18 protein-coding genes are annotated in these 19,427 nt (G+C 69.8%); 12 read left to right on the plus strand and 6 right to left on the minus strand.

Annotated features, from left to right (window positions below):
• Window positions 1-210 precede the first annotated feature (210 nt).
• The 3 genes from LCL87_RS08590 (at window position 211) to LCL87_RS08600 (ending at window position 5,437) form a co-directional block, all read left to right on the plus strand.
• Entirely contained in the window at window positions 211-3,963 is a 3,753-nt protein-coding gene (locus LCL87_RS08590; protein ID WP_510850723.1) for a lipid II flippase MurJ, read from the plus strand.
• A 60-nt stretch (window positions 3,964-4,023) separates the two neighbouring features.
• A complete protein-coding gene (gene sigM / locus LCL87_RS08595; protein WP_225018648.1) occupies window positions 4,024-4,605 on the plus strand; it encodes an RNA polymerase sigma factor SigM in 582 nt (193 codons plus the stop codon).
• 64 nt (window positions 4,606-4,669) lie between these two features.
• Complete coding sequence (locus LCL87_RS08600; protein ID WP_225018650.1) at window positions 4,670-5,437, plus strand: RsmA family anti-sigma factor; 768 nt, start codon at window positions 4,670-4,672, stop codon at window positions 5,435-5,437.
• A gap of 6 nt (window positions 5,438-5,443) precedes the next feature.
• On the opposite strand, the gene LCL87_RS08605 is transcribed toward LCL87_RS08600, so the two are convergent.
• Complete coding sequence (locus tag LCL87_RS08605) at window positions 5,444-6,064, minus strand: TetR/AcrR family transcriptional regulator (protein ID WP_225018652.1); 621 nt, start codon at window positions 6,062-6,064, stop codon at window positions 5,444-5,446.
• Window positions 6,065-6,162: 98 nt separating this feature from the next.
• Between LCL87_RS08605 and LCL87_RS08610 the strand changes: the two genes are divergently transcribed.
• From LCL87_RS08610 to LCL87_RS08640, 7 genes are all read left to right on the plus strand, one after another.
• The gene (locus LCL87_RS08610; protein WP_225018655.1) at window positions 6,163-7,167 is read left to right on the plus strand and encodes an NAD-dependent epimerase/dehydratase family protein; all 1,005 of its coding nucleotides are present in this window, start codon (window positions 6,163-6,165) and stop codon (window positions 7,165-7,167) included.
• 138 nt (window positions 7,168-7,305) lie between these two features.
• The gene (locus tag LCL87_RS08615; protein ID WP_225018657.1) at window positions 7,306-8,433 is read left to right on the plus strand and encodes an ABC transporter permease; all 1,128 of its coding nucleotides are present in this window, start codon (window positions 7,306-7,308) and stop codon (window positions 8,431-8,433) included.
• A 20-nt stretch (window positions 8,434-8,453) separates the two neighbouring features.
• A complete protein-coding gene (locus LCL87_RS08620; protein ID WP_225018659.1) occupies window positions 8,454-9,155 on the plus strand; it encodes an ABC transporter ATP-binding protein in 702 nt (233 codons plus the stop codon).
• Between the two features lie 31 nt (window positions 9,156-9,186).
• Complete coding sequence (locus tag LCL87_RS08625; protein WP_225018661.1) at window positions 9,187-9,780, plus strand: TetR/AcrR family transcriptional regulator; 594 nt, start codon at window positions 9,187-9,189, stop codon at window positions 9,778-9,780.
• Window positions 9,781-9,988: 208 nt separating this feature from the next.
• On the plus strand, window positions 9,989-10,978 hold the full coding sequence (gene trxB / locus LCL87_RS08630) for a thioredoxin-disulfide reductase (RefSeq protein WP_225018663.1): 990 nt from the start codon (window positions 9,989-9,991) through the stop codon (window positions 10,976-10,978).
• 46 nt (window positions 10,979-11,024) lie between these two features.
• Window positions 11,025-11,348 (plus strand): thioredoxin, encoded by a 324-nt coding sequence (gene trxA, locus LCL87_RS08635; RefSeq protein ID WP_225018665.1) that lies wholly within the window; start codon window positions 11,025-11,027, stop codon window positions 11,346-11,348.
• Window positions 11,349-11,490: 142 nt separating this feature from the next.
• Entirely contained in the window at window positions 11,491-12,693 is a 1,203-nt protein-coding gene (locus tag LCL87_RS08640) for an N-acetylmuramoyl-L-alanine amidase (protein WP_225018667.1), read from the plus strand.
• 51 nt (window positions 12,694-12,744) lie between these two features.
• On the opposite strand, the gene LCL87_RS08645 is transcribed toward LCL87_RS08640, so the two are convergent.
• The 4 genes from LCL87_RS08645 to rsmG (LCL87_RS08660) all read right to left on the minus strand — a co-directional run bounded on the left by LCL87_RS08645 (window position 12,745) and on the right by rsmG (LCL87_RS08660) (window position 16,567).
• Window positions 12,745-13,434, minus strand: a complete 690-nt coding sequence (locus tag LCL87_RS08645) for a GNAT family N-acetyltransferase (RefSeq protein WP_225018669.1) — start codon at window positions 13,432-13,434, stop codon at window positions 12,745-12,747.
• A gap of 245 nt (window positions 13,435-13,679) precedes the next feature.
• Window positions 13,680-14,807: a ParB/RepB/Spo0J family partition protein gene (locus LCL87_RS08650; protein ID WP_225018670.1), complete on the minus strand. Its 1,128-nt coding sequence runs from the start codon at window positions 14,805-14,807 to the stop codon at window positions 13,680-13,682.
• A gap of 1 nt (window position 14,808) precedes the next feature.
• Window positions 14,809-15,816: a ParA family protein gene (locus tag LCL87_RS08655; RefSeq protein WP_225018672.1), complete on the minus strand. Its 1,008-nt coding sequence runs from the start codon at window positions 15,814-15,816 to the stop codon at window positions 14,809-14,811.
• A gap of 70 nt (window positions 15,817-15,886) precedes the next feature.
• A complete protein-coding gene (gene rsmG / locus LCL87_RS08660) occupies window positions 15,887-16,567 on the minus strand; it encodes a 16S rRNA (guanine(527)-N(7))-methyltransferase RsmG (RefSeq protein ID WP_225018676.1) in 681 nt (226 codons plus the stop codon).
• An 813-nt stretch (window positions 16,568-17,380) separates the two neighbouring features.
• Here rsmG (LCL87_RS08660) and LCL87_RS08665 point away from each other — a divergent pair.
• Together LCL87_RS08665 and LCL87_RS08670 are read left to right on the plus strand one after the other, a co-directional pair.
• Entirely contained in the window at window positions 17,381-17,548 is a 168-nt protein-coding gene (locus tag LCL87_RS08665; RefSeq protein ID WP_225018678.1) for a hypothetical protein, read from the plus strand.
• A 401-nt stretch (window positions 17,549-17,949) separates the two neighbouring features.
• On the plus strand, window positions 17,950-18,912 hold the full coding sequence (locus LCL87_RS08670; RefSeq protein ID WP_225018680.1) for an alpha/beta fold hydrolase: 963 nt from the start codon (window positions 17,950-17,952) through the stop codon (window positions 18,910-18,912).
• A gap of 45 nt (window positions 18,913-18,957) precedes the next feature.
• Here LCL87_RS08670 and rsmG (LCL87_RS08675) read toward each other — a convergent pair.
• On the minus strand, window positions 18,958-19,427 hold a 470-nt coding region (rsmG, locus tag LCL87_RS08675), incomplete at its 5' end, for a 16S rRNA (guanine(527)-N(7))-methyltransferase RsmG (protein ID WP_225018681.1).

The raw sequence follows: 19,427 nt of genomic DNA on the forward strand, positions 1-19,427 counted from the left end.
GTCCCGCCGGGTGCGCCCCGCCGGATGCCGCCGCGGCCGATGCCGGGCGCGCAGCGACCCGTCCCGCCCGGCGCACAGCGACCCGTCCAACCCGGCGCACAGCGACCCGTTCCTCCGGGCGCGCAGCGTCCGGTTCCGCCCCGCGGTCCGCGGCCGATGCCCCCGGGCGTCCGCCGACCCCTGCCGCAGGGCGGTCCCCGGCCGATGCCGATGCCGCCGCGACCGGCCGTGACGCAGGCCGTTCCCCGACCGGCCCAGCCGCAGCCGATGGCGGAGAAAGAACCCGAGCAGACGCCCCAGAAGCAGCAGAAGGGCCTTCTGGCGGCCACGGGATCGATCGCGATCGCGACCCTGATCAGCCGCATGACCGGGTTCCTCAAGCAGCTGCTGCTGCTGACCGCGCTCGGTCCGGCCGTGGCCAGTGCGTTCACGGTGGCCAGCCAGATCCCGAACATGATCTCCGAGCTGGTGCTCGGCGCGGTGCTCACCGCGATCGTCGTCCCTGTGCTGGTCCGGGCGGAACGGGAGGACCCGGACGAGGGCGCGGCGTTCGTCCGAAGACTCTTCACGGCCGCCCTGGCGCTGCTGGGAACGGCCGCCCTGTTCGCGACCGCGGCCGCGCCGATCCTCACGACGCAGGTCTTCCTGCCCGACGACGGCGAGGTCAACACCGCGCTGACCACGGCGCTGTGTTTCCTGCTGCTGCCGGCGATCCTGTTCTACGGTCTGTCCGCGCTGCTCACGGCGATCCTCAACACCCGCCAGGACTTCAAGCCGGGCGCGTGGGCGCCGGTCCTGAACAACCTGGTGGTGCTCGGCATCCTCGCCGCGTACTGGCTGATCCCGGGTGATATCTCGCTCGACCCGGTCCGGATCAGCGACCCGCACCTGCTGCTGCTCGGGCTGGGCGTGACCGCGGGCGTCGTGACGCAGGCGGTCAGCCTGATCCCGGCGATCAAGCGCAACGGCATCTCGCTGCGCCCGCTGTGGGGTCTCGACGACCGGCTCAAGCAGTTCGGCGGCATGGCCGTCGCGATCGTGCTGTACGTGCTGATCAGTCAGGCCGGCATGGTGTTCGCGACCCGCGTCTCGGCGCACGCCGACGAGGCCGGCCCGGCGATCTACAACAACGCGTGGCTGCTGCTGCAGCTGCCGTACGGCGTCCTCGGCGTCACCGTCCTGACCGCGATCATGCCGCGGCTGAGCCGCAACGCGGCCGCCGACGACACCCCCGCCGTCGTCGACGACCTGTCGGTGGCCACCCGTCTGACGATGATCGCGCTCATCCCGGTCATCACGTTCCTGACCTTCGCGGGCCCCCAGGTGGGCCACGCGCTGTACGGCTACGGCAACTTCGGTGCCGGCAATGCCGAGCGGCTCGGCGAGGCGGTCAGCTGGTCGGCGTTCACGCTCATCCCGTACTCGCTGGTGCTGATCCACCTCCGCGTCTTCTACGCGCGCGAGCAGGCGTGGACCCCGACGTGGATCATCCTCGGCATCACCGGCGTGAAGATCGCGCTGTCGGCGCTGACCCCGCTCGTGGCGGCGGACAACCAGCAGGTGGTGATCCTCCTCGGCGCCGCGAACGGTCTCGCGTTCATCGCGGGCGCGCTGATCGGTGGTTTCCTGCTGCACCGCAGCCTCGGCGACCTGCGGATGGCGAACGTCGGCAAGACGGTGTGGCTGGTGCTGCTCGCGTCCGCGGCCGGTGCGGTCGCGATGTTCGCGGCCGACAAGCTGCTCGGGCTCGAGAAGCTGTCCGACTCGTTCGGCGGGCCCGGCGCGATGGTCCGCGTCGCGATCACCGGCGCGATCATGCTGGTCGTCACGTTCGTCCTGATGTGGCTGGCGAAGGTTCCCGAAGTGATGGCCGTGACCGTCGCGGTGGGCCGCAAGGTGTCGGCGTTGCGCGGACGCGGAGGCGACTCGGGCGAGGACACCGCCGCTGCGGCCCCACGCCCGTACGAGACTGATACCGAACTGATTCCGGTCGTCCGGGACCTGCCGCGGTCCCTCGATAGGCCCGATGGCCTCCCGTACCCTGGACGCAGCGAGGCCTACGTCGGCGCGGACTACATTCCCGACGAGTTCATTGAAGGAGCGAGTGTGAGCGACGACGACGGTGCCGACAAGCGCAGCGGCACGTCCACCGACGTCGAGGACGACGCCACCAAGGTGACGAACGACGGTGCCGCTTCGACGGATTCGCCGGACCAGCAGTCCGACACGACCGCTTCGAACGAAAACGGCTCGGCAGCAGATGATTCCGATACGCCGGACTCGGATCCGCAGGCGGACGACACCGAGCTGATGTCGGATCGCCGTCGCCGCGCCCGCGACCTGAACGTCGACACCGGCGTCTTCCCGATCGGCTCGCCGCAGCTTCCGCCGCTGCGAGTCACCGGCGCGATCCCCGAGTCCCGCCGTCCGCTGCGCGGACCGCAGCTGGTGCCGGGCGCCTCGGTGGCCGGCGGCCGCTACCGGCTGCTCGCACCGCACGGTGGTGCGCGCGGTCTGCAGTTCTGGCAGGCCCTCGATATCAAGCTCGACCGCGAGGTGGCGCTGACGTTCGTGGACGCCGACCAGCAGGCCGAGGGTCCGGCCGCCACCGGCCCCGACGGTCCGCAGGCGATCCTGTCGCGCACGCTGCGCCTGGGACGCATCAATTCGCCGGGCCTCGCCCGCGTGCTCGATGTGGTCCGGGGATCCTCGGGCGGCATCGTCGTCGCCGAGTGGACGCCGGGCCGGTCCCTCAAGGAGATGGCGTCCACCGGGCCGTCGCCGATCGGCGCCGCCCGCGCCGTCCGCGCTCTCGCCGGGGCGGCCGAGGCCGCGCACCGCGGTGGCAGCGCGCTGTCCGTGGACGATCCCGACCGCATCCGGATCAGCGCCGCGGGCGACGCCGTCCTCGCGTTCCCCGGAACGCTGTCCGACGCCGACCCCGCCTCCGACGTGCGCGGACTCGGCGCGATGTTGTACGCGCTCATCACCGACCGCTGGCCGCTCGACGGGCCCGGCAACCGGTCCGACGACGGCGACGCGATGCTCCCGGCGGAGCGGGACGCGTCGGGCCGTCCGGTCGAACCGCGCGAGGTGCGCCCGGACGTGCCGTTCGAGATCTCCGCGGTGGCGGCCCGCGCGCTGGGCGGCGACAGCGGCATCCGCGCGGCCGGAACGGTGCAGCACATCCTCGACCAGGCGACGGTCGTCGACCAGAAGACCGACCTGATGCCGGCGCTGCGCCTGGGGCAGCGGGTACCCGGCAGCACCGGGCACGCCCTCCCGGAGGACCCCGAGATCGTGGCCGCCGAGAAGCAGAAGTCCGACCGCACGCTCATCGCGCTCGTGTCCCTCGGCGTGCTGACCGTCGTGGTGCTGGCGCTGATCGGGTGGTGGCTGGTGAGCCTGCTGACGGGCGGCAACTCCGACGAGCCGCTCAACAAGCAGAACCTGGGCCTGACGACGTCCGCCGTGGCGCCGGAGACGTCGGCGGAGGCATCGCCGTCCGCGACGCCGTCGGCGACCGCCGCGGTCCGGCCGGTGAACGCCGCGGTGTTCTCGCCGCAGGGCACGCCGGACAACGCCGCGAACGCCGGCATGGCGATCGACGGCAACCCGGCGACCGTGTGGAGCACCGACGCCTACTTCCAGCCGTTCCCGGCGCTGAAGAACGGCGTGGGCCTGATGGTGACGCTGCCCGACGCGGCCAAGCTGACCAGCATGCAGATCACCTCGCCCACCCCGGGCACGCAGGTGGAGATCCGCACCGCGCCGTCCCCGAACACGTCGCTGGACCAGACCCGGGTCATCGGAAACGCGACCCTGAAGGACGGTGTGACGGAAATCCCACTCACGGCGGAGGGTGCCACCAAGAACGTCCTCGTGTGGATCACCGATCTGAGCGCGACAGGCGGAAAGAACCAGTCGGGGATCGCCGAGGTGTCGTTCACCGCAGCGTCCTGACATACCGTCCGGCCCGATCCGGCACGGCGTGTCGGGCAACCGATCAGCTAGCATCCGCCGGTGCGAATCTTCAGGGGGGTCGCCAAAGCTGGTCTGTCGGATTCGGAACTCTTGGCAGCGCACGCGTCGGGTGATGGGGGCGCGTTCGCGGAGTTGCTGAGCCGGCACTACGACCATCTCTGGCATGTTGCGAGGAGAACGAGTTACACCGTCGAGGACGCCGCGGACGCGCTGCAGGAGGCGCTGCTGTCGGCACACCGGACGGCGGGTTCGTTCCGGGAGGACGCGGCCGTGCGCAGTTGGCTGCACACGATCGTGGTCAACGCGTGTCTCGACCGGATCCGGCGCAACCGGGTGCGGCAGACGGTGTCGCTGTCGACCGACGACGCGGAGGATCCGGGGGACGACCGCGACCGCATCGCCGAACGGGAGACGTCGCTCCTCGTCGACCAGGCGCTGCAGCGACTCTCGCCCGATCAGCGGGCGGCGATCGTGGCGGTCGACATGGAGGGCTACTCGGTCGCCGAGGCCGCCCGGCGGCTCGGCGTGCCCGAGGGGACCGTCAAGAGCCGATGCGCGCGAGCGCGCACGAAGCTCGCAATTCATTTGGAATACTTGCGCGATGTAGGGAACCGATCTTGATTCCCCCGCGTCAGAACAGATTGAAGGCACAATCGTGCCCCGGAAACTGCGGGTAGGAGGTGAGATGACGCTCCACGACGGCGACGACGTTCTCGGCCCCCCGTTCTCCACCGACCTGCTCGCCGACCTGCACGCCGGCGTCCTGCCCGACTCCGTGAGCGAGCGGCTGTGGCCGCTGGTCCGGCAGGATCCCGAGGCCATGGCCGTGCTCGACGCGCTGGACGCGGTCAGTGCGCGTCTCGCCGAGGTGGGCCGCGATCACAGCGTCGGGACGCCCCTTCCGCCCGAGATCGCGGCACGCATCAATTCGGCTCTGGGACTGAATGTTCCGGCGTCCGGCGCCGACGTCGTATCACTGCCCGATGCAACCGCGAAGCGGCGGAGAGTGGCCTGGCTCGGCGTCGCCGCCGCATCGATGGCGGCGGCCGTGGCGGTCGTGTTCGCACTCACCGGCGTCGACCGTCCCGACTCGACGGCGCCCGAGGTGGTCGCGTCGGCCACCGCGACACCGCCCAGCGTGGCGCCGGCCCGCGTCGAACTGAGCGGCGAGATGGATCGCGGCCAGCTCCTCGCACTGGTGGGGGATACCGATTCCGCCGCCGACGGCACCGGCGCACTCGCGCGACCCGACGTCCGGTCGGCCTGCCTGTCTGCCATCGGCGTCGGCACGTCCCGCCCCGTCCTGGGCACCCGCGCGGTGCGATTCCAGGGCACCGACGCCGTGCTGTTGCTGGTCGCGGGTCCCACCCCGCCCACCCTGGTGGCGCTGGTCGTCGGCACCGGATGCGACGCGACGCACCCCGATCTGATCAGCCGAACCGAAATAGGCTGAGCGGAACTACTTTTCGTCTTCGATCGGCTTGCGCTCGGCGACGGGCGCGAGCAGTTCGAGAATGCGGGTTCGCAGCTCGGGCGTGGCATCGTCACCGACGATCAAGCTGGAGAACAGCGCCGACCCCGCCGCCATCACCAGCACCGCCTTGGCGTCCAGCAGATCCCGGTGCCGCTCCTCCTCCGATTCATCCGGGCCCGCGTGCGCCGCGAAGAGGTCGGCCGCAGGACCACTGAACCCCTGCCACAACGCCTTTCGAAGGTCGTCGTGATCCCGCAGGGCGGCCAGCAGCCCCGGCGCCGCGGCCCGGACGTCGGGGCGCGAGAAGATCTGCGCGCTGCCGGTGACCACCCAGTCGATCCAGCCGGCCCGGTCGGTGCCCTCGAACGGCGCGAGGTCGGGGGTCGACCCCAGGATCGAGTCGAGCACCAGGTGCGCCTTGGACGGCCAGCGCCGTGACAGCGCCGCCCGGCTGACCCCCGCGCGGGTCGCGATCGCGCGCAGGCTCAACTGGTCCCAGCCCACGTCCACGAGCATGTCGCGGGTCGCCGCGAGGACGTCGGCGTCGATTCTCGGGTCGCGGGGGCGTCCGGACTGGACCACCCCGTCGTTCACGTGTGCACTCATCGCCTCGAATTGTCGGCCACGGACACCCCGTTGCGCTATCCTCTCGTTTTGCGAGACCAGTGGTCTCGCAATTGCACGGCGCAGCAGGGGGAAGGGTCATGAAGGTCGCGGTCACCGGGGGAACCGGGTACATCGGCGCCCATACCGTCCATCGACTGCTCGCCGACGGCCACGACATCCGGCTGCTGGTCCACCCGGACGAGCCGGTGGGGGAGACGTCGGCGCTGTTCGGCGCCGATGCGGCGCGGGTCGAGGTCCTCTCCGGCGACATCCGCGACCCGGCGGTGATCGCGCCACTGCTCGACGGCTGCGACGCCGTGCTGCACGCCGCCGGCGTGGTCGGCACGGACGACAGCCGCGAGACGCTGATGTGGGAGGTCAACACCGCCGCCACCGCCACCCTGCTCACCCGCGCGGCCTTCCTCGGCCTGGACCCGATCGTGCACGTCGCCAGCTACAGCGCGCTGTTCCCGTCGCCCGACGCGGTAATCGGCCCCGACAGCCCCACCGCGCCCGGGCGCAGCGCGTACGGCCGCACCAAGGCCGCCGCCGACCGGATCGCGCGGGCCCTGCAGGACGCGGGGGCGCCCGTGGTGATCACGTATCCGTCGAGCGTGGTCGGGCCCGGGCTGGGCGGCACCCGGGGGATCACCGCTTCGGGCTGGGCACCGATGGTCGAGTCGGGGTTCGCACCGCGACTGCGCGGCGGGATGACGATGATCGACGTGCGCGACGTCGCCGACGTGCACGCCGCGGCGATGCGACCCGGCCGGGGTCCGCGGCGGTACCTGTGCGGCGGTGAGCTGATCGCGTTCGACGAGCTGATCGACGTGCTCGAACGCGCCTCCGGTCGACACATTCGACGGATTCCCTTGGCGCCGAGCGTGTTCCGTGGAGCAGGCCGGGTCGCCGATGCGGTCGGGAAGATCCTCCCGGTGAGTGCGGGGCTGAGCTACGAGGCGGCCTGGCTGCTCACCGCGGCCACCCCCACCGACGATTCGCGGACGCTCTCGGAGTTGGGGCTGGCATGGCGTCCGGTCCGGGAGGCACTCGCGGCGTCGGTCGCGAACCCGGCGCCCGGCACCGACCCGAAACATCGCTGACCGGCGGGAAGAGAGCAACGTCACGACTTTTCCCGACACGGCGTTGGTATATTTGTCGACAGGCCGTCGGGAAGATGTCGATTCGTCGAGCATTGCGGGCGGTTGTCATCACACCCCACACCGACCAGGAGTTCGAGAATGTTCCTCGCCCTGCGGGAGCTACGGTTCGCGCGTTCCAGATTCGGCCTGATGGGTGGTGTCATCGCGCTCATTTCCGTGCTGATGGTGCTGCTGTCCGGCCTGTCCTCCGGCCTCGTCGAGGACGGCGTCTCCGGCCTCGAGGCCACGCCCGTCGACGGCTTCGCCTTCAACGAGGGCACCAAGACCGACTCCGCGTTCTCGCGCAGCGTCGTCACCGACGAGCAGGTCGAGGCGTGGGCCGCACAGCCCGGCGTCGAAGAGGCCGCGCCGTTCGGCAACATGCTCGTCAACGCCCACAACGACAAGGACGTCCCGGTCGACCTCGCGCTGTTCGGCGTCCCGGCCGACTCGTTCCTCGCGCCGACCGCGGCGCAGGGCACCGGGCTGGGCGACCCGAACGGCATCGTCGTGAGCAAGAGCGCGCTCGACGAGGGCGTCGCACTCGGCGACACCATCACGATCGACCGTCTCGGCACCGAACTGAAGATCGTCGGCATCACCGAGGGCAAGCAGACGTTCGGCCACGTCGACGTCGCGTACCTGCCGATCGAGATGTGGCGCCAGTTGCATTCCGGTGTCCGCCCCGGCGAGCCCGTCCCGGCCCAGTCGATGACGGAGGCCACCGCGGTCGCACTGAAGGCCGAGCCCGGTGCGAAGCTCGACTACGCGGCCGGTGACGCCGCCGCGAAGACGTCGACCGTCGCGCTCGAGGACTCGTTCGCGTCGTCGCCCGGCTACAGCGCCGAGACCATGACGCTCAACCTCATCAAGGTGTTCCTGTACGCGATCTCCGCGCTCGTCGTCGGCGCGTTCTTCACCGTCTGGACGATCCAGCGCAAGCACGAGATCGCCGTCATGCGGGCGATGGGGGCCTCCACCGGCTACCTGCTGCGCGACGGCCTGGCGCAGGCGTTCATCCTGCTGCTCGGTTCGGTCGCCGTCGGCGCCGGGGTCGGCTACGGCTTCGGATCGCTGATCGGTGGGGGAGTGCCGTTCCTGCTCGAGCCCGGCGCGGTGGCCGTCGCCGCCGTCCTGCTGATGGTCCTCGGCCTGGTCGGTGCCGCGATCGCGATCGTCCGGATCGCCTCGGTCAACCCGCTGAACGCGCTGGGAGGCCAGCGATGAACGCCCGGAAGGAGTCCGCAATGACCACCGCGTCGGACACCCGCGTCGACACCGCTGCCCTCGAGATCGTCGACGCCAACCTGCGCCTCGGCGACGGCGAGCAGACCGTCACCGCGCTGGACGGCGTGAGCCTGACCGTCCGCCCCGGCGAGATGGTGGCCGTCGTCGGACCGTCGGGGTCGGGCAAGTCGAGCCTGCTGGCCGTCGCCGGCGCGCTCACCACCCCCGACTCGGGCACCGTCCGCGTCGGCGGCCGCGACCTGCTGACGATGAAGAAGGCCGAGGCGGCGAAGTTCCGGCTCGAGCAGATCGGCTTCGTGTTCCAGAGCGGCAACCTGATCCCGTCGCTCACCGCCGCCGACCAGCTGCGCCTGGTCTCGCACCTCGGCAACACCAAGGGCCGCACCTTCCGTGACCCGCTCACGCTGCTCGAGCAGGTGGGCCTGGGCCACAAGGCCGACCGGCGTCCCGATCAGCTCTCCGGCGGCGAGCGGCAGCGGGTCGGCATCGCCCGCGCGCTGGTGTCGACGCCGTCGCTGCTGCTCGTCGACGAGCCCACCGCGGCCCTGGACCGGGCCCGCAGCCACGAGATCGTCCAGCTGCTGGCGCGCGAGACCCGGGAATCGAAGGTCGGGACCGTCATGGTGACCCATGACTACGATGTCCTCGACTATTGCGACCGCGTCGTCGAGATGACGGACGGCCGGCTCACGCCCCGGTAGCCGGGAACAGCGACAGCGAAGAGGAGGGCACGTGCCGCGGATCAATGCACCCACCGTCGGTGAGCATCGAGCCGCCCAGCAACGTGCCCTCCTCGACGCGGCCCGCGCGGTGCTCGCCGAGGGCGCTACCGACGTCCCGTCGTTCGGTGAGGTGGCCGCCCGGGCAGGGCTCGCGCGGTCGAGCATGTACCAGTACTTCAAGTCCCGTCAGCACCTGCTCGAGGCGCTCATCGAGGACGCCTTCCCGCGGTGGTCCGCCCGGGTCGCCGAAGCGATGGCCGACGCCGGCAGCCCCGACCGCCGGGTCCTGGCGTACATCGATGCCAACCTGACCCTCGTCGCGGAGGGCGAGCACGCGATCGCGACCGCCCTCACACAGCTCGCGCCCGGCCCCGAGATCGACGCCAAGAGCCGCGCGATGCACGACGAGCTCTACACCCCGCTGTCCGACGCGCTGCGCGAGCTGGGCGCCGACGACGTCGCGGCCATGTCCGAGCTGATCAATGCGGTGCTGCACGCCGCGACCCGGCAGGTCGAGCGCGGCGCGGACGTCGAGCACGTCCGGCGCACCGCCGCCGACCTGGTCCGGCCGTACGTCGTCGGCCTCACCCACGGGGCCGACTGAACACCGTCCGCGGCTATGACGCGGTCCACACGTGTGGTTCCACGTGAAACGTTCGACACCGGGGCCCCGTGGCGGCGCACCCCCGGAGGGAACAACACCCACTAATCTGTTGTTGACCTGACCGACTCCGCGAGCCACGCCGTTCCCCGGCGCCGTCCGTGTGAGCACGTGAACCGATCGCAGCGCAGGACAGACAGGAAAGGCCCGCATGACTACTCCGACCACGGTCCGTGACCTCATCATCGTCGGCTCCGGACCCGCCGGATACACGGCCGGCGTCTACGCCGCCCGTGCGGAGCTCGAGCCCCTGCTCTTCGAGGGCACCCAGTTCGGCGGCTCGCTGATGACCACCACCGAGGTGGAGAACTTCCCCGGCTTCCGCGAGGGCATCATGGGCCCGGATCTCATGGACGAGATGCGCGAGCAGGCCAAGCGTTTCGGCGCGGACATCCGCACCGAGGACGTCGAGGAGATCGAGCTGGACGGCCCGATCAAGAAGGTCGTCGCGAACGGTGAGACGTACTACGCGCGCGCCGTCATCCTCGCGATGGGTGCCGCTGCCCGCTACCTCGGTATCCCGGGGGAGGAGAAGCTCCTCGGCCGCGGCGTCAGCGCCTGCGCCACCTGCGACGGCTTCTTCTTCCGCGACCAGGACATCGTCGTGGTCGGCGGCGGCGACTCCGCGATGGAGGAGGCCACCTTCCTGACCAAGTTCGCCCGCAGCGTCACCCTCGTGCACCGCCGCGAGGAGTTCCGCGCGTCCCGGATCATGCTCGAGCGCGCCAAGGCGAACGAGAAGATCCGCTTCGTCACCAACGCCGAGCCGGTCGAGGTGCTGGGCGAGAACAGCGTCACCGGCCTGGTGGTTCGCGACACCGTCACCGGCGAGCAGTCCACGCTCGACGTCACCGGCATGTTCGTCGCCATCGGCCACGACCCGCGCAGCGAGCTCGTCAAGGGCCAGGTCGACGTCGACGCCGCCGGCTACGTCCAGGTGCAGTCGCCGACCACCGCCACCTCCACCGAGGGTGTCTTCGCGGCCGGCGACCTGGTCGACCACACCTACCGTCAGGCCATCACCGCGGCCGGCACCGGCTGTGCCGCCGCGATCGACGCCGAGCGCTGGCTGGCCGACCAGGGTGACATCACCGAGAACACCCTCGCCGCCGCGGGCGAGCCCGTCGCCGTCGACGCCTGACCTGCCCCACCCTCAACCGAACCGGATCAGATCCCAGGAGGATTCTGTGGCGAACACCATCACGATCAACGACGACTCGTTCAAGCAGGAGGTTCTCGACTCCGAGAAGCCCGTGCTGGTCGACTTCTGGGCCACCTGGTGCGGCCCGTGCAAGATGGTGGCTCCGGTCCTCGAGGAGATCGCCGGCGAGCACAGCGACAAGCTCACGGTCGCGAAGCTCGACATCGACCAGAACCCGGGCGCGGCCCGCGACTTCCAGGTCATGTCGATCCCCACGATGATCCTGTTCCAGGGCGGCAAGGCCGTGAAGACGATCGTCGGCGCCAAGGGCAAGGCCGCCCTGCTCAAGGATCTCGCCGACGTCCTCTGACGCGTCCCGTTCGACCCGTTGGACCCTTTGCCGGGCCACAGTGTGACCAGACCCTTGTCACACTGTGGCCTGAGCAGATTTCCGGGGCCGAGCGTCGTCTGAGAGAATCGACAAACGTCCGCGCAACGAAAGGCCCGCGAGCATGCAGCTACTCCGTCACGGCGATCACGGCCCCGCCGTCGCCGAGATTCGGGGTACTTTGACCGGCCTGGGCTTCCTCCACAACGGGGTGGCCGAGACGCACCGCGAGGCCGTCAACGGCTCGCACTGGGTGTCCCCCGACGCGATGTTCGACCATCACCTCGACTCCGCCGTCCGGGCGTTCCAGCAGCAGCGTGGGCTGCTCGTCGACGGCATCGTGGGCCCGGCGACGTACCGCTCCCTCAAGGAGGCGTCGTACCGGCTCGGTGCCCGCACCCTCATCTACCAGTTGTCCGCACCGCTGTACGGCGACGACGTCGCGGCGCTGCAGACGCGCCTGCAGGATCTCGGCTTCTACGTCGGACGCGTCGACGGCTACTTCGGTCCGCAGACGCACGAGGCGCTCAGCTCGTTCCAGCGTGAGATCGGCATCGCCGCCGACGGCATCTGTGGCCCGGCGACGCTGCGGTCGCTGGAACTGCTCGGCACCCGCGTCTCCGGCGGTTCGCCGCACGCGATCAGCGAGGAGGAGCTGGTCCGCCGCTCCGGCCCGCAGCTGAGCGGCAAGCGGATCGTCATCGATCCCGGACTGGGCGGCGCCGACACCGGTCTGATCGTGCAGACCCCGAACGGCCCGATGAGCGAGGCCGACATCCTGTGGGATCTCGCGAGCCGGCTCGAGGGCCGGATGGCCGCGACCGGGATGGAGACGTTCCTGTCCCGGCCTCAGCACGCCAATCCCAGCGAGGCCGAGCGCGCCGAGACGTCCAACGGGTTCGACGCGGACCTGATGATCGCGCTGCGCTGCGACAGCCACGCCAGTCCGGCGGCGAGCGGTGTGGCGAGCTTCCACTTCGGCAACTCGCACGGTTCCACGTCGATGATCGGGCAGATCCTCACCGGTTTCATCCAGCGCGAGATCGTTGCACGAACTCCGTTGCGGGACTGCAGGACTCACGGTCGCACGTGGGAACTGTTGCGGCTCACCAAGATGCCTACCGTTCAGGTCGACATCGGTTATCTCACAAACCGATCCGATATCGCGGTGCTCACGGATCCGCGGTCGCGGGACACGATCGCCGAGGCCGTCCTCATCGCCGTCAAGCGCCTGTATCTGCTGGGGCAGGACGACGCCCCGACGGGCACGTTCACGTTCGCGGAGCTGCTCGCCGAGGAGCTGTCGAGCGCACCGCAGGCGCGCTGACCCGGCGTCCCGCCACACCTCAGGCCGTCCCCGAGACGCCCGTAAAGCCCCCTAGCAGGCCGCTACGGGGCTTTTCTCACCGATGTCGAGCATCGACAGGGCCGCGACCTCCAGGAGGCGGTCCAGGGCCGCCTCGACGTCCGCCTTCCACAGGTGGTCGCGATCGAGTTCGAGGCGCAGCCGGGGGAACCGGTGGTGCGGTGCGACCACCTCGAAGCCGACGTCCTCGAGGAAATCCGCGCTGATCATGCACTCCTGCGGGGAACACTCCAGGGCCGCGGTCGCGGTCGGGACGTCGCTGGGCGATTCACCCCGGATGCCGAACGCCTCGAGCGCCCGCACACCGCGGCGGACGAGGTCGCCGACCGCGGCCTGGATCAGTGTCGCTCCCAGACCGTGTTCGTCGCCGATCGGTTCGAGCCGCATCGTGGTCAGCAGCACCGCGTCGGCGCTGACGGGGGAGGTGGGGAACAGATCGGCGCGCGGGACCATGCTCGGCGGCGCGTACAGCGCGCACCCGGCCGGCTTGTCGTCCACGAGGGCCACCTGACCGCAGGAGCCCCATTCGAGCATGACCATCGAGAGCCACGCTTCCTTCTCGAACTCGGGGTCGTAGAAGTTGCCGGATTGGCGCGCGGCGCGGACCGCGGCGGGGTCGATCTCCCAGAAGACGCATCGCCGGGCATGTGAGGACAGTTTGTCGAGACCGTCCAGGGTGAGAGACGTGACGCTAGTCGACACCGTGTACGCCAGCCTCCATGCCCCCAGCCTCCAGACCACTCGGGGAGATTCACCCGCCTCGACGGAACTATCCCCTCCAGAATAGGGGATAGCTCCGTCGTCGGCGCGGCGGTGACATTCCCGCCGTATGCCCGTCCGGCGGCCCGGACGCGACAGCACCGTGTCCGGATGCGACCCCGCGGTCCCGACCTGTTACGTCACTGTGACGGATTGGCCGTGGGTGTCCGGTGTCGTCCGTGTCGGCGTCAGTTGCCCGCCTGCTGCTCCATCATCTTCACGATCCGCTCGAGGTCGTCCACCGAACCGAACTCGACGGTGATCTTGCCCTTCCGCTTGCCGAGGCTCACCGTCACGCGGGTGTCGAACGAATTCGACAGCCGCTCCGCGACGTCCTGCAGACCCGGCATCTGGATCGGCTTGCGCTTCACCGGTGGGGTAGGGGAGGGGCCCTCGCGGTTGGCGAGCATGACCGCTTCCTCGGTGGCGCGGACCGACATGCCCTCCGCGACGATGCGTGCGGCGAGCACCTCCTGCGCGTCGGCGCCGGCCTCGAGCGACAGCAGTGCCCGCGCGTGCCCGGCAGACAGGACGCCCGCCGCGACCCGGCGCTGCACCGGGATCGGGAGTTTGAGGAGTCGGATCATGTTCGTCACGACGGGACGCGACCGTCCGATCCGGGACGCCAGCTCCTCGTGGGTGACCTCGAACTCCTCGAGCAGCTGCTGGTATGCGGCCGCCTCTTCGAGCGGGTTGAGCTGCACCCGGTGGATGTTCTCCAGCAGCGCGTCGCGGAGCATCGAATCGTCGGTGGTCTCGCGGACGATCGCGGGGATCGTCTCGAGCCCGGCGAGCTGGCTGGCCCGCCACCGACGCTCACCCATGACGAGCTGGTACTGCTCGGGCCCGATCCGGCGGACCACGATCGGCTGCATGAGGCCGAACTCGCGGATCGAGTGCACCAGCTCGCCGAGCGCCTCCTCGTCGAAGACGCTGCGCGGCTGCTTCGGGTTGGGCTGGATCTGCAGCGGCGGGATCTCGTGGTACACCGCACCGGTGGGGGAGAGGGGCTCCCCGTCGGTGCGGACCGCGGGCGTCGGTGTGGGTGCGGTGGCCACCGCGTCCTCGGACTGCGCCGCCTTCGTCGTGGTCTTGGCCGCGGCCTTCGCGGGCGCCTTCTTGGCGGGCTTCGACGCCTTCGCCGGCGTCGCGGTCTTCGCCTCGGTGTCGACGGCTGCCGTGTCGACGGCCGGTGCGGAGGTGCCGATGATGACGTCTGCCGCCGCGGTCCCGAGCCCGGGGCCACCGCCGGCGGGACCGGTGGGGATCAGTGCGGCGAGCCCGCGTCCGAGGCCACCCTTGCGTGTCTGCGCCATCTCACTGCTCCTGAGTGTTGGTGGACATGCCGCGCGCCGCGAGTTCGCGGCCGGCGTCGAGATAGCTCATCGCCCCCCGCGATCCCGGGTCGTAGTCGAGGACCGTCATCCCGTAGCCGGGCGCCTCCGACACCTTGACGCTGCGCGGGATGACCGCCCGCAGCACCACGTCACCGAAGTGCTTGCGCACCTCCTCGGCGACCTGGTCGGCCAGCTTGGTGCGCGCGTCGTACATCGTCAGTAGCACGGTCGACACGTGCAGGTCGGGGTTGAGGTGTGCCTGGACGAGTTCGATGTTGCGGAGCAACTGCCCGACGCCCTCGAGCGCGTAGTACTCGCACTGGATCGGGATCAGCACCTCCTTCGCGGCCACCATCGCATTGACCGTCAACAGGCCGAGGGACGGCGGGCAGTCGATGAGGATGAAGTCGACGTCGATGTCCGCGAGGGCCTTCTCGGACAGCGCGTTCTTGAGCCGATTCTCGCGGGCCACCATCGAGACGAGTTCGATCTCGGCGCCGGCCAGGTCGATCGTCGCGGGGATGCAGAACAGTCGCTCGTTGTGCGGGCTCTGCTGGATCGCCTCCTTCGCCGTCACCTCACCGATGAGCAGCTCGTAGCTCGACGGCGTCCCGGACGTGTGCGGGACGCCGAGCGCGGTGCTCGCGTTGCCCTGCGGGTCGAGGTCGACGACCAGGACGGTGAGTCCCTGGATCGCCAGGGCGGACGCGAGGTTCACCGTCGACGTCGTCTTACCGACGCCGCCCTTCTGGTTCGCGATCGTGAAGACGCGGCGCTCGGACGGCCTCGGGAGGCTGACCGAGCCCGGGTGCAGCACCTGGCTTGCCCGCTGCGCGGCCGCCCCGATCGGTGTGTCCGCGAGGGAGATCCCGGAATAGGGGGAGCGGGCATAGCCGTCGCCGCTACCGCCGTTCGCGGCGTCGGGCGAGGTTGCGGTTTCACGTGAAACCGTTTCACGTGAAACGGCGGACTCCGATCCAGCCGACATCTACTGCTCCTTCACTTGATGACCACTCATGGGGTAATTCTCGACCCTCGAGCCCTCGAAAGCTCGCAACTCAGCGGTGCCGGCGACCGTGTTGGGCGACACGCTCCGCGCGCACCACGATCGTCGGCACCGGCAATGCTTCGCCACCACACTCGACGACGTCCAGCTTGCCAGCCCCGAGTCGCGCAAGGGAAGCGCGATCGCGGGAAATCTCCTCCGCCGCACTCGAACCCTTCAACGCCAGCATCCGGCCACCCACCCGCACCAACGGCAGCGACCACCGCGCCAGCTTCTCCAGCGGCGCCACCGCCCGCGACGTCACCACGTCCGCGCCACCGGCCTCCTTGACGACACCCGGGTCCTCGGCTCTCCCGCGCAGGACCGTCACGTTGTCGAGCCCGAGGGAGTCGACGACCTCCTGCAGATACACCGAACGGCGAAGAAGCGGCTCCACCAACGTCACCCGCACATCCGGACGCGCAATCGCCAACGGCACACCCGGCAACCCCGCCCCCGAACCCACATCCACCACAGACTCACCCGCCCCCACCAACTCACCCAACACCCCACAATTGAGCACATGCCGCGTCCACAACCGCGGCACCTCCCGCGGACCGATCAACCCCCGCACCACACCATCCGACGCCAACGACGCGTGATACGCCTCCGCCAACGACGCCCGCTCACCGAACACCCGAGCCACCGCACCGACAACATCCCACTGCTCATCAACGAGTTCCACGTGAAACATCCTCCCCAACCCGCCACGGCACAACAAACTCGGGCAAGGGTTTCGGTCCGACGGTGCCCACCCGGTGGGGGAGGGGAGGGTCGCCCGCGATGTTTCACAGTGAACGGCACGGGGGCGGGCGCCTCCCGTTTCACGTGGAACCCCGAATCGGTGCGCGTCCCGGAGCGGCGGACGCTCGACGATCCGGACGGTGGTGCGCACGCTGTTTCACGTGAAACTGTCGTCGCACCGTCCCGCGTCGGCGACTTCGGCACGGCTCCGCCGACCCGAGAACCGTGCGCGGCGCGCCGAAAGCCTCGCCGAAGAGGGCTGAAACGACCCTCGCGCCGAACGTCCTGTCACAGTGACGAAATGGCCTGGTACCTCGGGGTGGGCGGCCGACGTGGGCCCTGGATGCAGGTTGCCCGAAACAGTGATTCTATTGTCGCGCAACGTGATTCACGTGAAACACGTGTGGATCACCGAAACTGCCCGACGGAGGAGGACGAACCGGTCGAAGCGAGGTCATTCGAGGGGCAAATCTGACCGCAGTCACTCGAAAGACGCCCCGGAGACCGATCGCGGTCGCCGCGGCACTCGCGAACGGAGGCCTTGCATCTCGCAACCCACCGATGGCAACGATGCCGACCAGCCGTACCCAGCGGCACGATCGGAGGTATGGCCCGCGCCGAGGACGGCGCCGCCCAATCGGGCCGTCGTCGATCAGAGGCTCGGCGGCGACCGACGTCCCACGCGTGGACCACCTCGACGGCACGCAGGATTCCCAAACTCCTTCGTGAAGCACCTCGGGCAACGGCGAAGGTGGCCGAGTGCGTGTCCCCGGCAAGCGGCCGCGTCGAAGGCCCGGGCGCCACCGACATCGTCGTGCCGGATCAGTGCTCGCAGGACCACTCGGACCATCGCGCGCTCATCGGTTCCGGGGTCACCGCCCGTCGCGTTCCCGACGCGCTCGTTCCGGCGCATCCACGACCGGTGCCGTGAATGTTCGTCGCGCCGAGCGTCAGCGGCCGGCAACAACCAGGGTGGGGGAGGGGAGGCGTCTCCCGCGATGATTCACGTGAAACAGTCACCGCGCTGACGCGCCTCACCCGCTCCGGTGCGCCACCGCCGCCGCCGCGACACCCGCATGGTCGAGTCGCTTGCCACCCCGGACATCACCGCGTCGACGTCGGCGCCAATCAACTGTCACAGTGACGAAATGGCCGGACACTCGGCAGCGGACACGCAACGCAGTCGATTCGTCTGGTGCGCCGAATCGGCCTCATCCTTGTCGCACAACAAGATTCATGCTTGGTGCGGTCCGATTCCCCGAATCGACCCCGCCGAGCGCGCCGGCCCGTAGCGTTCCGGTCAAACAGGGGCCATTCGAGGGGGTAGACGCTATGGGAATCACTCCGAAACAGAGTCGGTGGCGGATCGCGGTCACCACCGCACTCGCGCTCGTCGCATCGGTCGTCACCGTCGGCCTGGCGCCGGCATCGGCGAGTGCCCGGGAGCCGTACCCGGTGCCGTACTACCTCTTCGTGCAGGACGAGTTCACCAACCCCGGCGGCTCCGCCGCCGGCTCCAACGACTGGTCCTGCAAGCCCACCGCGGAACACCCGAACCCCGTGGTGCTCGTGCACGGCACTGCCGGCAATCGACTCAACAACTGGACCACTTTCGCCCCGCTGCTCGCCAACGAGGGGTACTGCGTCTTCGCGCCGACTTTCGGGAACTACGCCGATCAGCCGTACCCGATCAGCGCGATCGGGGGAATGATCCGCGCGGAGGACAGCGCGGCCCAGATCGGCGCCTTCGTGGACGAGGTGCTCGCGGCGACCGGCGCGGCACGGGTGGACATTCTGGGTGTCTCGCAGGGATCGGTGGTGCCCAACTACTACGTCAAATACCTCGGCGGCGCAGCCAAGGTCGACAAGTACATCTCACTCGGTCCGGCGTGGAACGGTAGTGCACTCACCGGACCCGACGGTGGCGCAATGATTCTCGGCCTCGGCACCGACGACGCCCGTGGTGTGCTGCCGTTCTGCCAGGCGTGTGTCCAGTTCCTGCCCGCCTCGCAGTTCATCGCGAAACTGCACGAGGGTGGCCTGTACGCACCTGAAGTCACCTACACCAACATCATGACCCGCTATGACGAAGGGATCTGGCCGTACACCAGCGGCTACGTGGAGGGCCCCAACGCGACGAACATCGTGGTGCAGGACGCGTGTTCGCAGGACTACTCGGACCATATCGCGCTCTTGGCATCCCGCGTCACGGCCGGCCACGTGCTCAACGCCCTGGATCCAGAGCATCCGAGGCCCGTGCCGTGCGTGTTCGTCGCGCCGTTCGTGGGCGGCTGATCGCGCCCTGACCGAACCTGCGGTGGGGGAGGGGAGTGGTTCGAGTCAGCGGCGCTGGCCGCGATGACGGTGGTGCGCAACGCGTTCGGCGCTCACCACGATCGTCGGCACCGGCAACACGTCGCCGCCGCACTCCACGACCTCGAGTTTCCCTGCTCCCAGCCTGGCCAGCACCGCGCGGTCACGGGAAATCTCCTCCGCCGCACTCGAACCCTTCAACGCCAGCATCCGGCCACCCACCCGCACCAACGGCAGCGACCACCGCGCCAGCTTCTCCAGCGGCGCCACCGCCCGCGACGTCACCACGTCCGCGCCGCCGACCTCCTTCACCACGCCTTCCTGTTCCGCCCGCCCCCGGACCACGGTGACGTTCGACAGCCCCACCGAATCCACGAACTCCTGCAGATACACCGAACGGCGAAGAAGCGGCTCCACCAACGTCACCCGCACATCCGGACGCGCAATCGCCAACGGCACACCCGGCAACCCCGCCCCCGAACCCACATCCACCACAG

This window comes from Prescottella equi, assembly GCF_020171745.1.
GTDB lineage: Bacteria > Actinomycetota > Actinomycetes > Mycobacteriales > Mycobacteriaceae > Prescottella > Prescottella equi_A.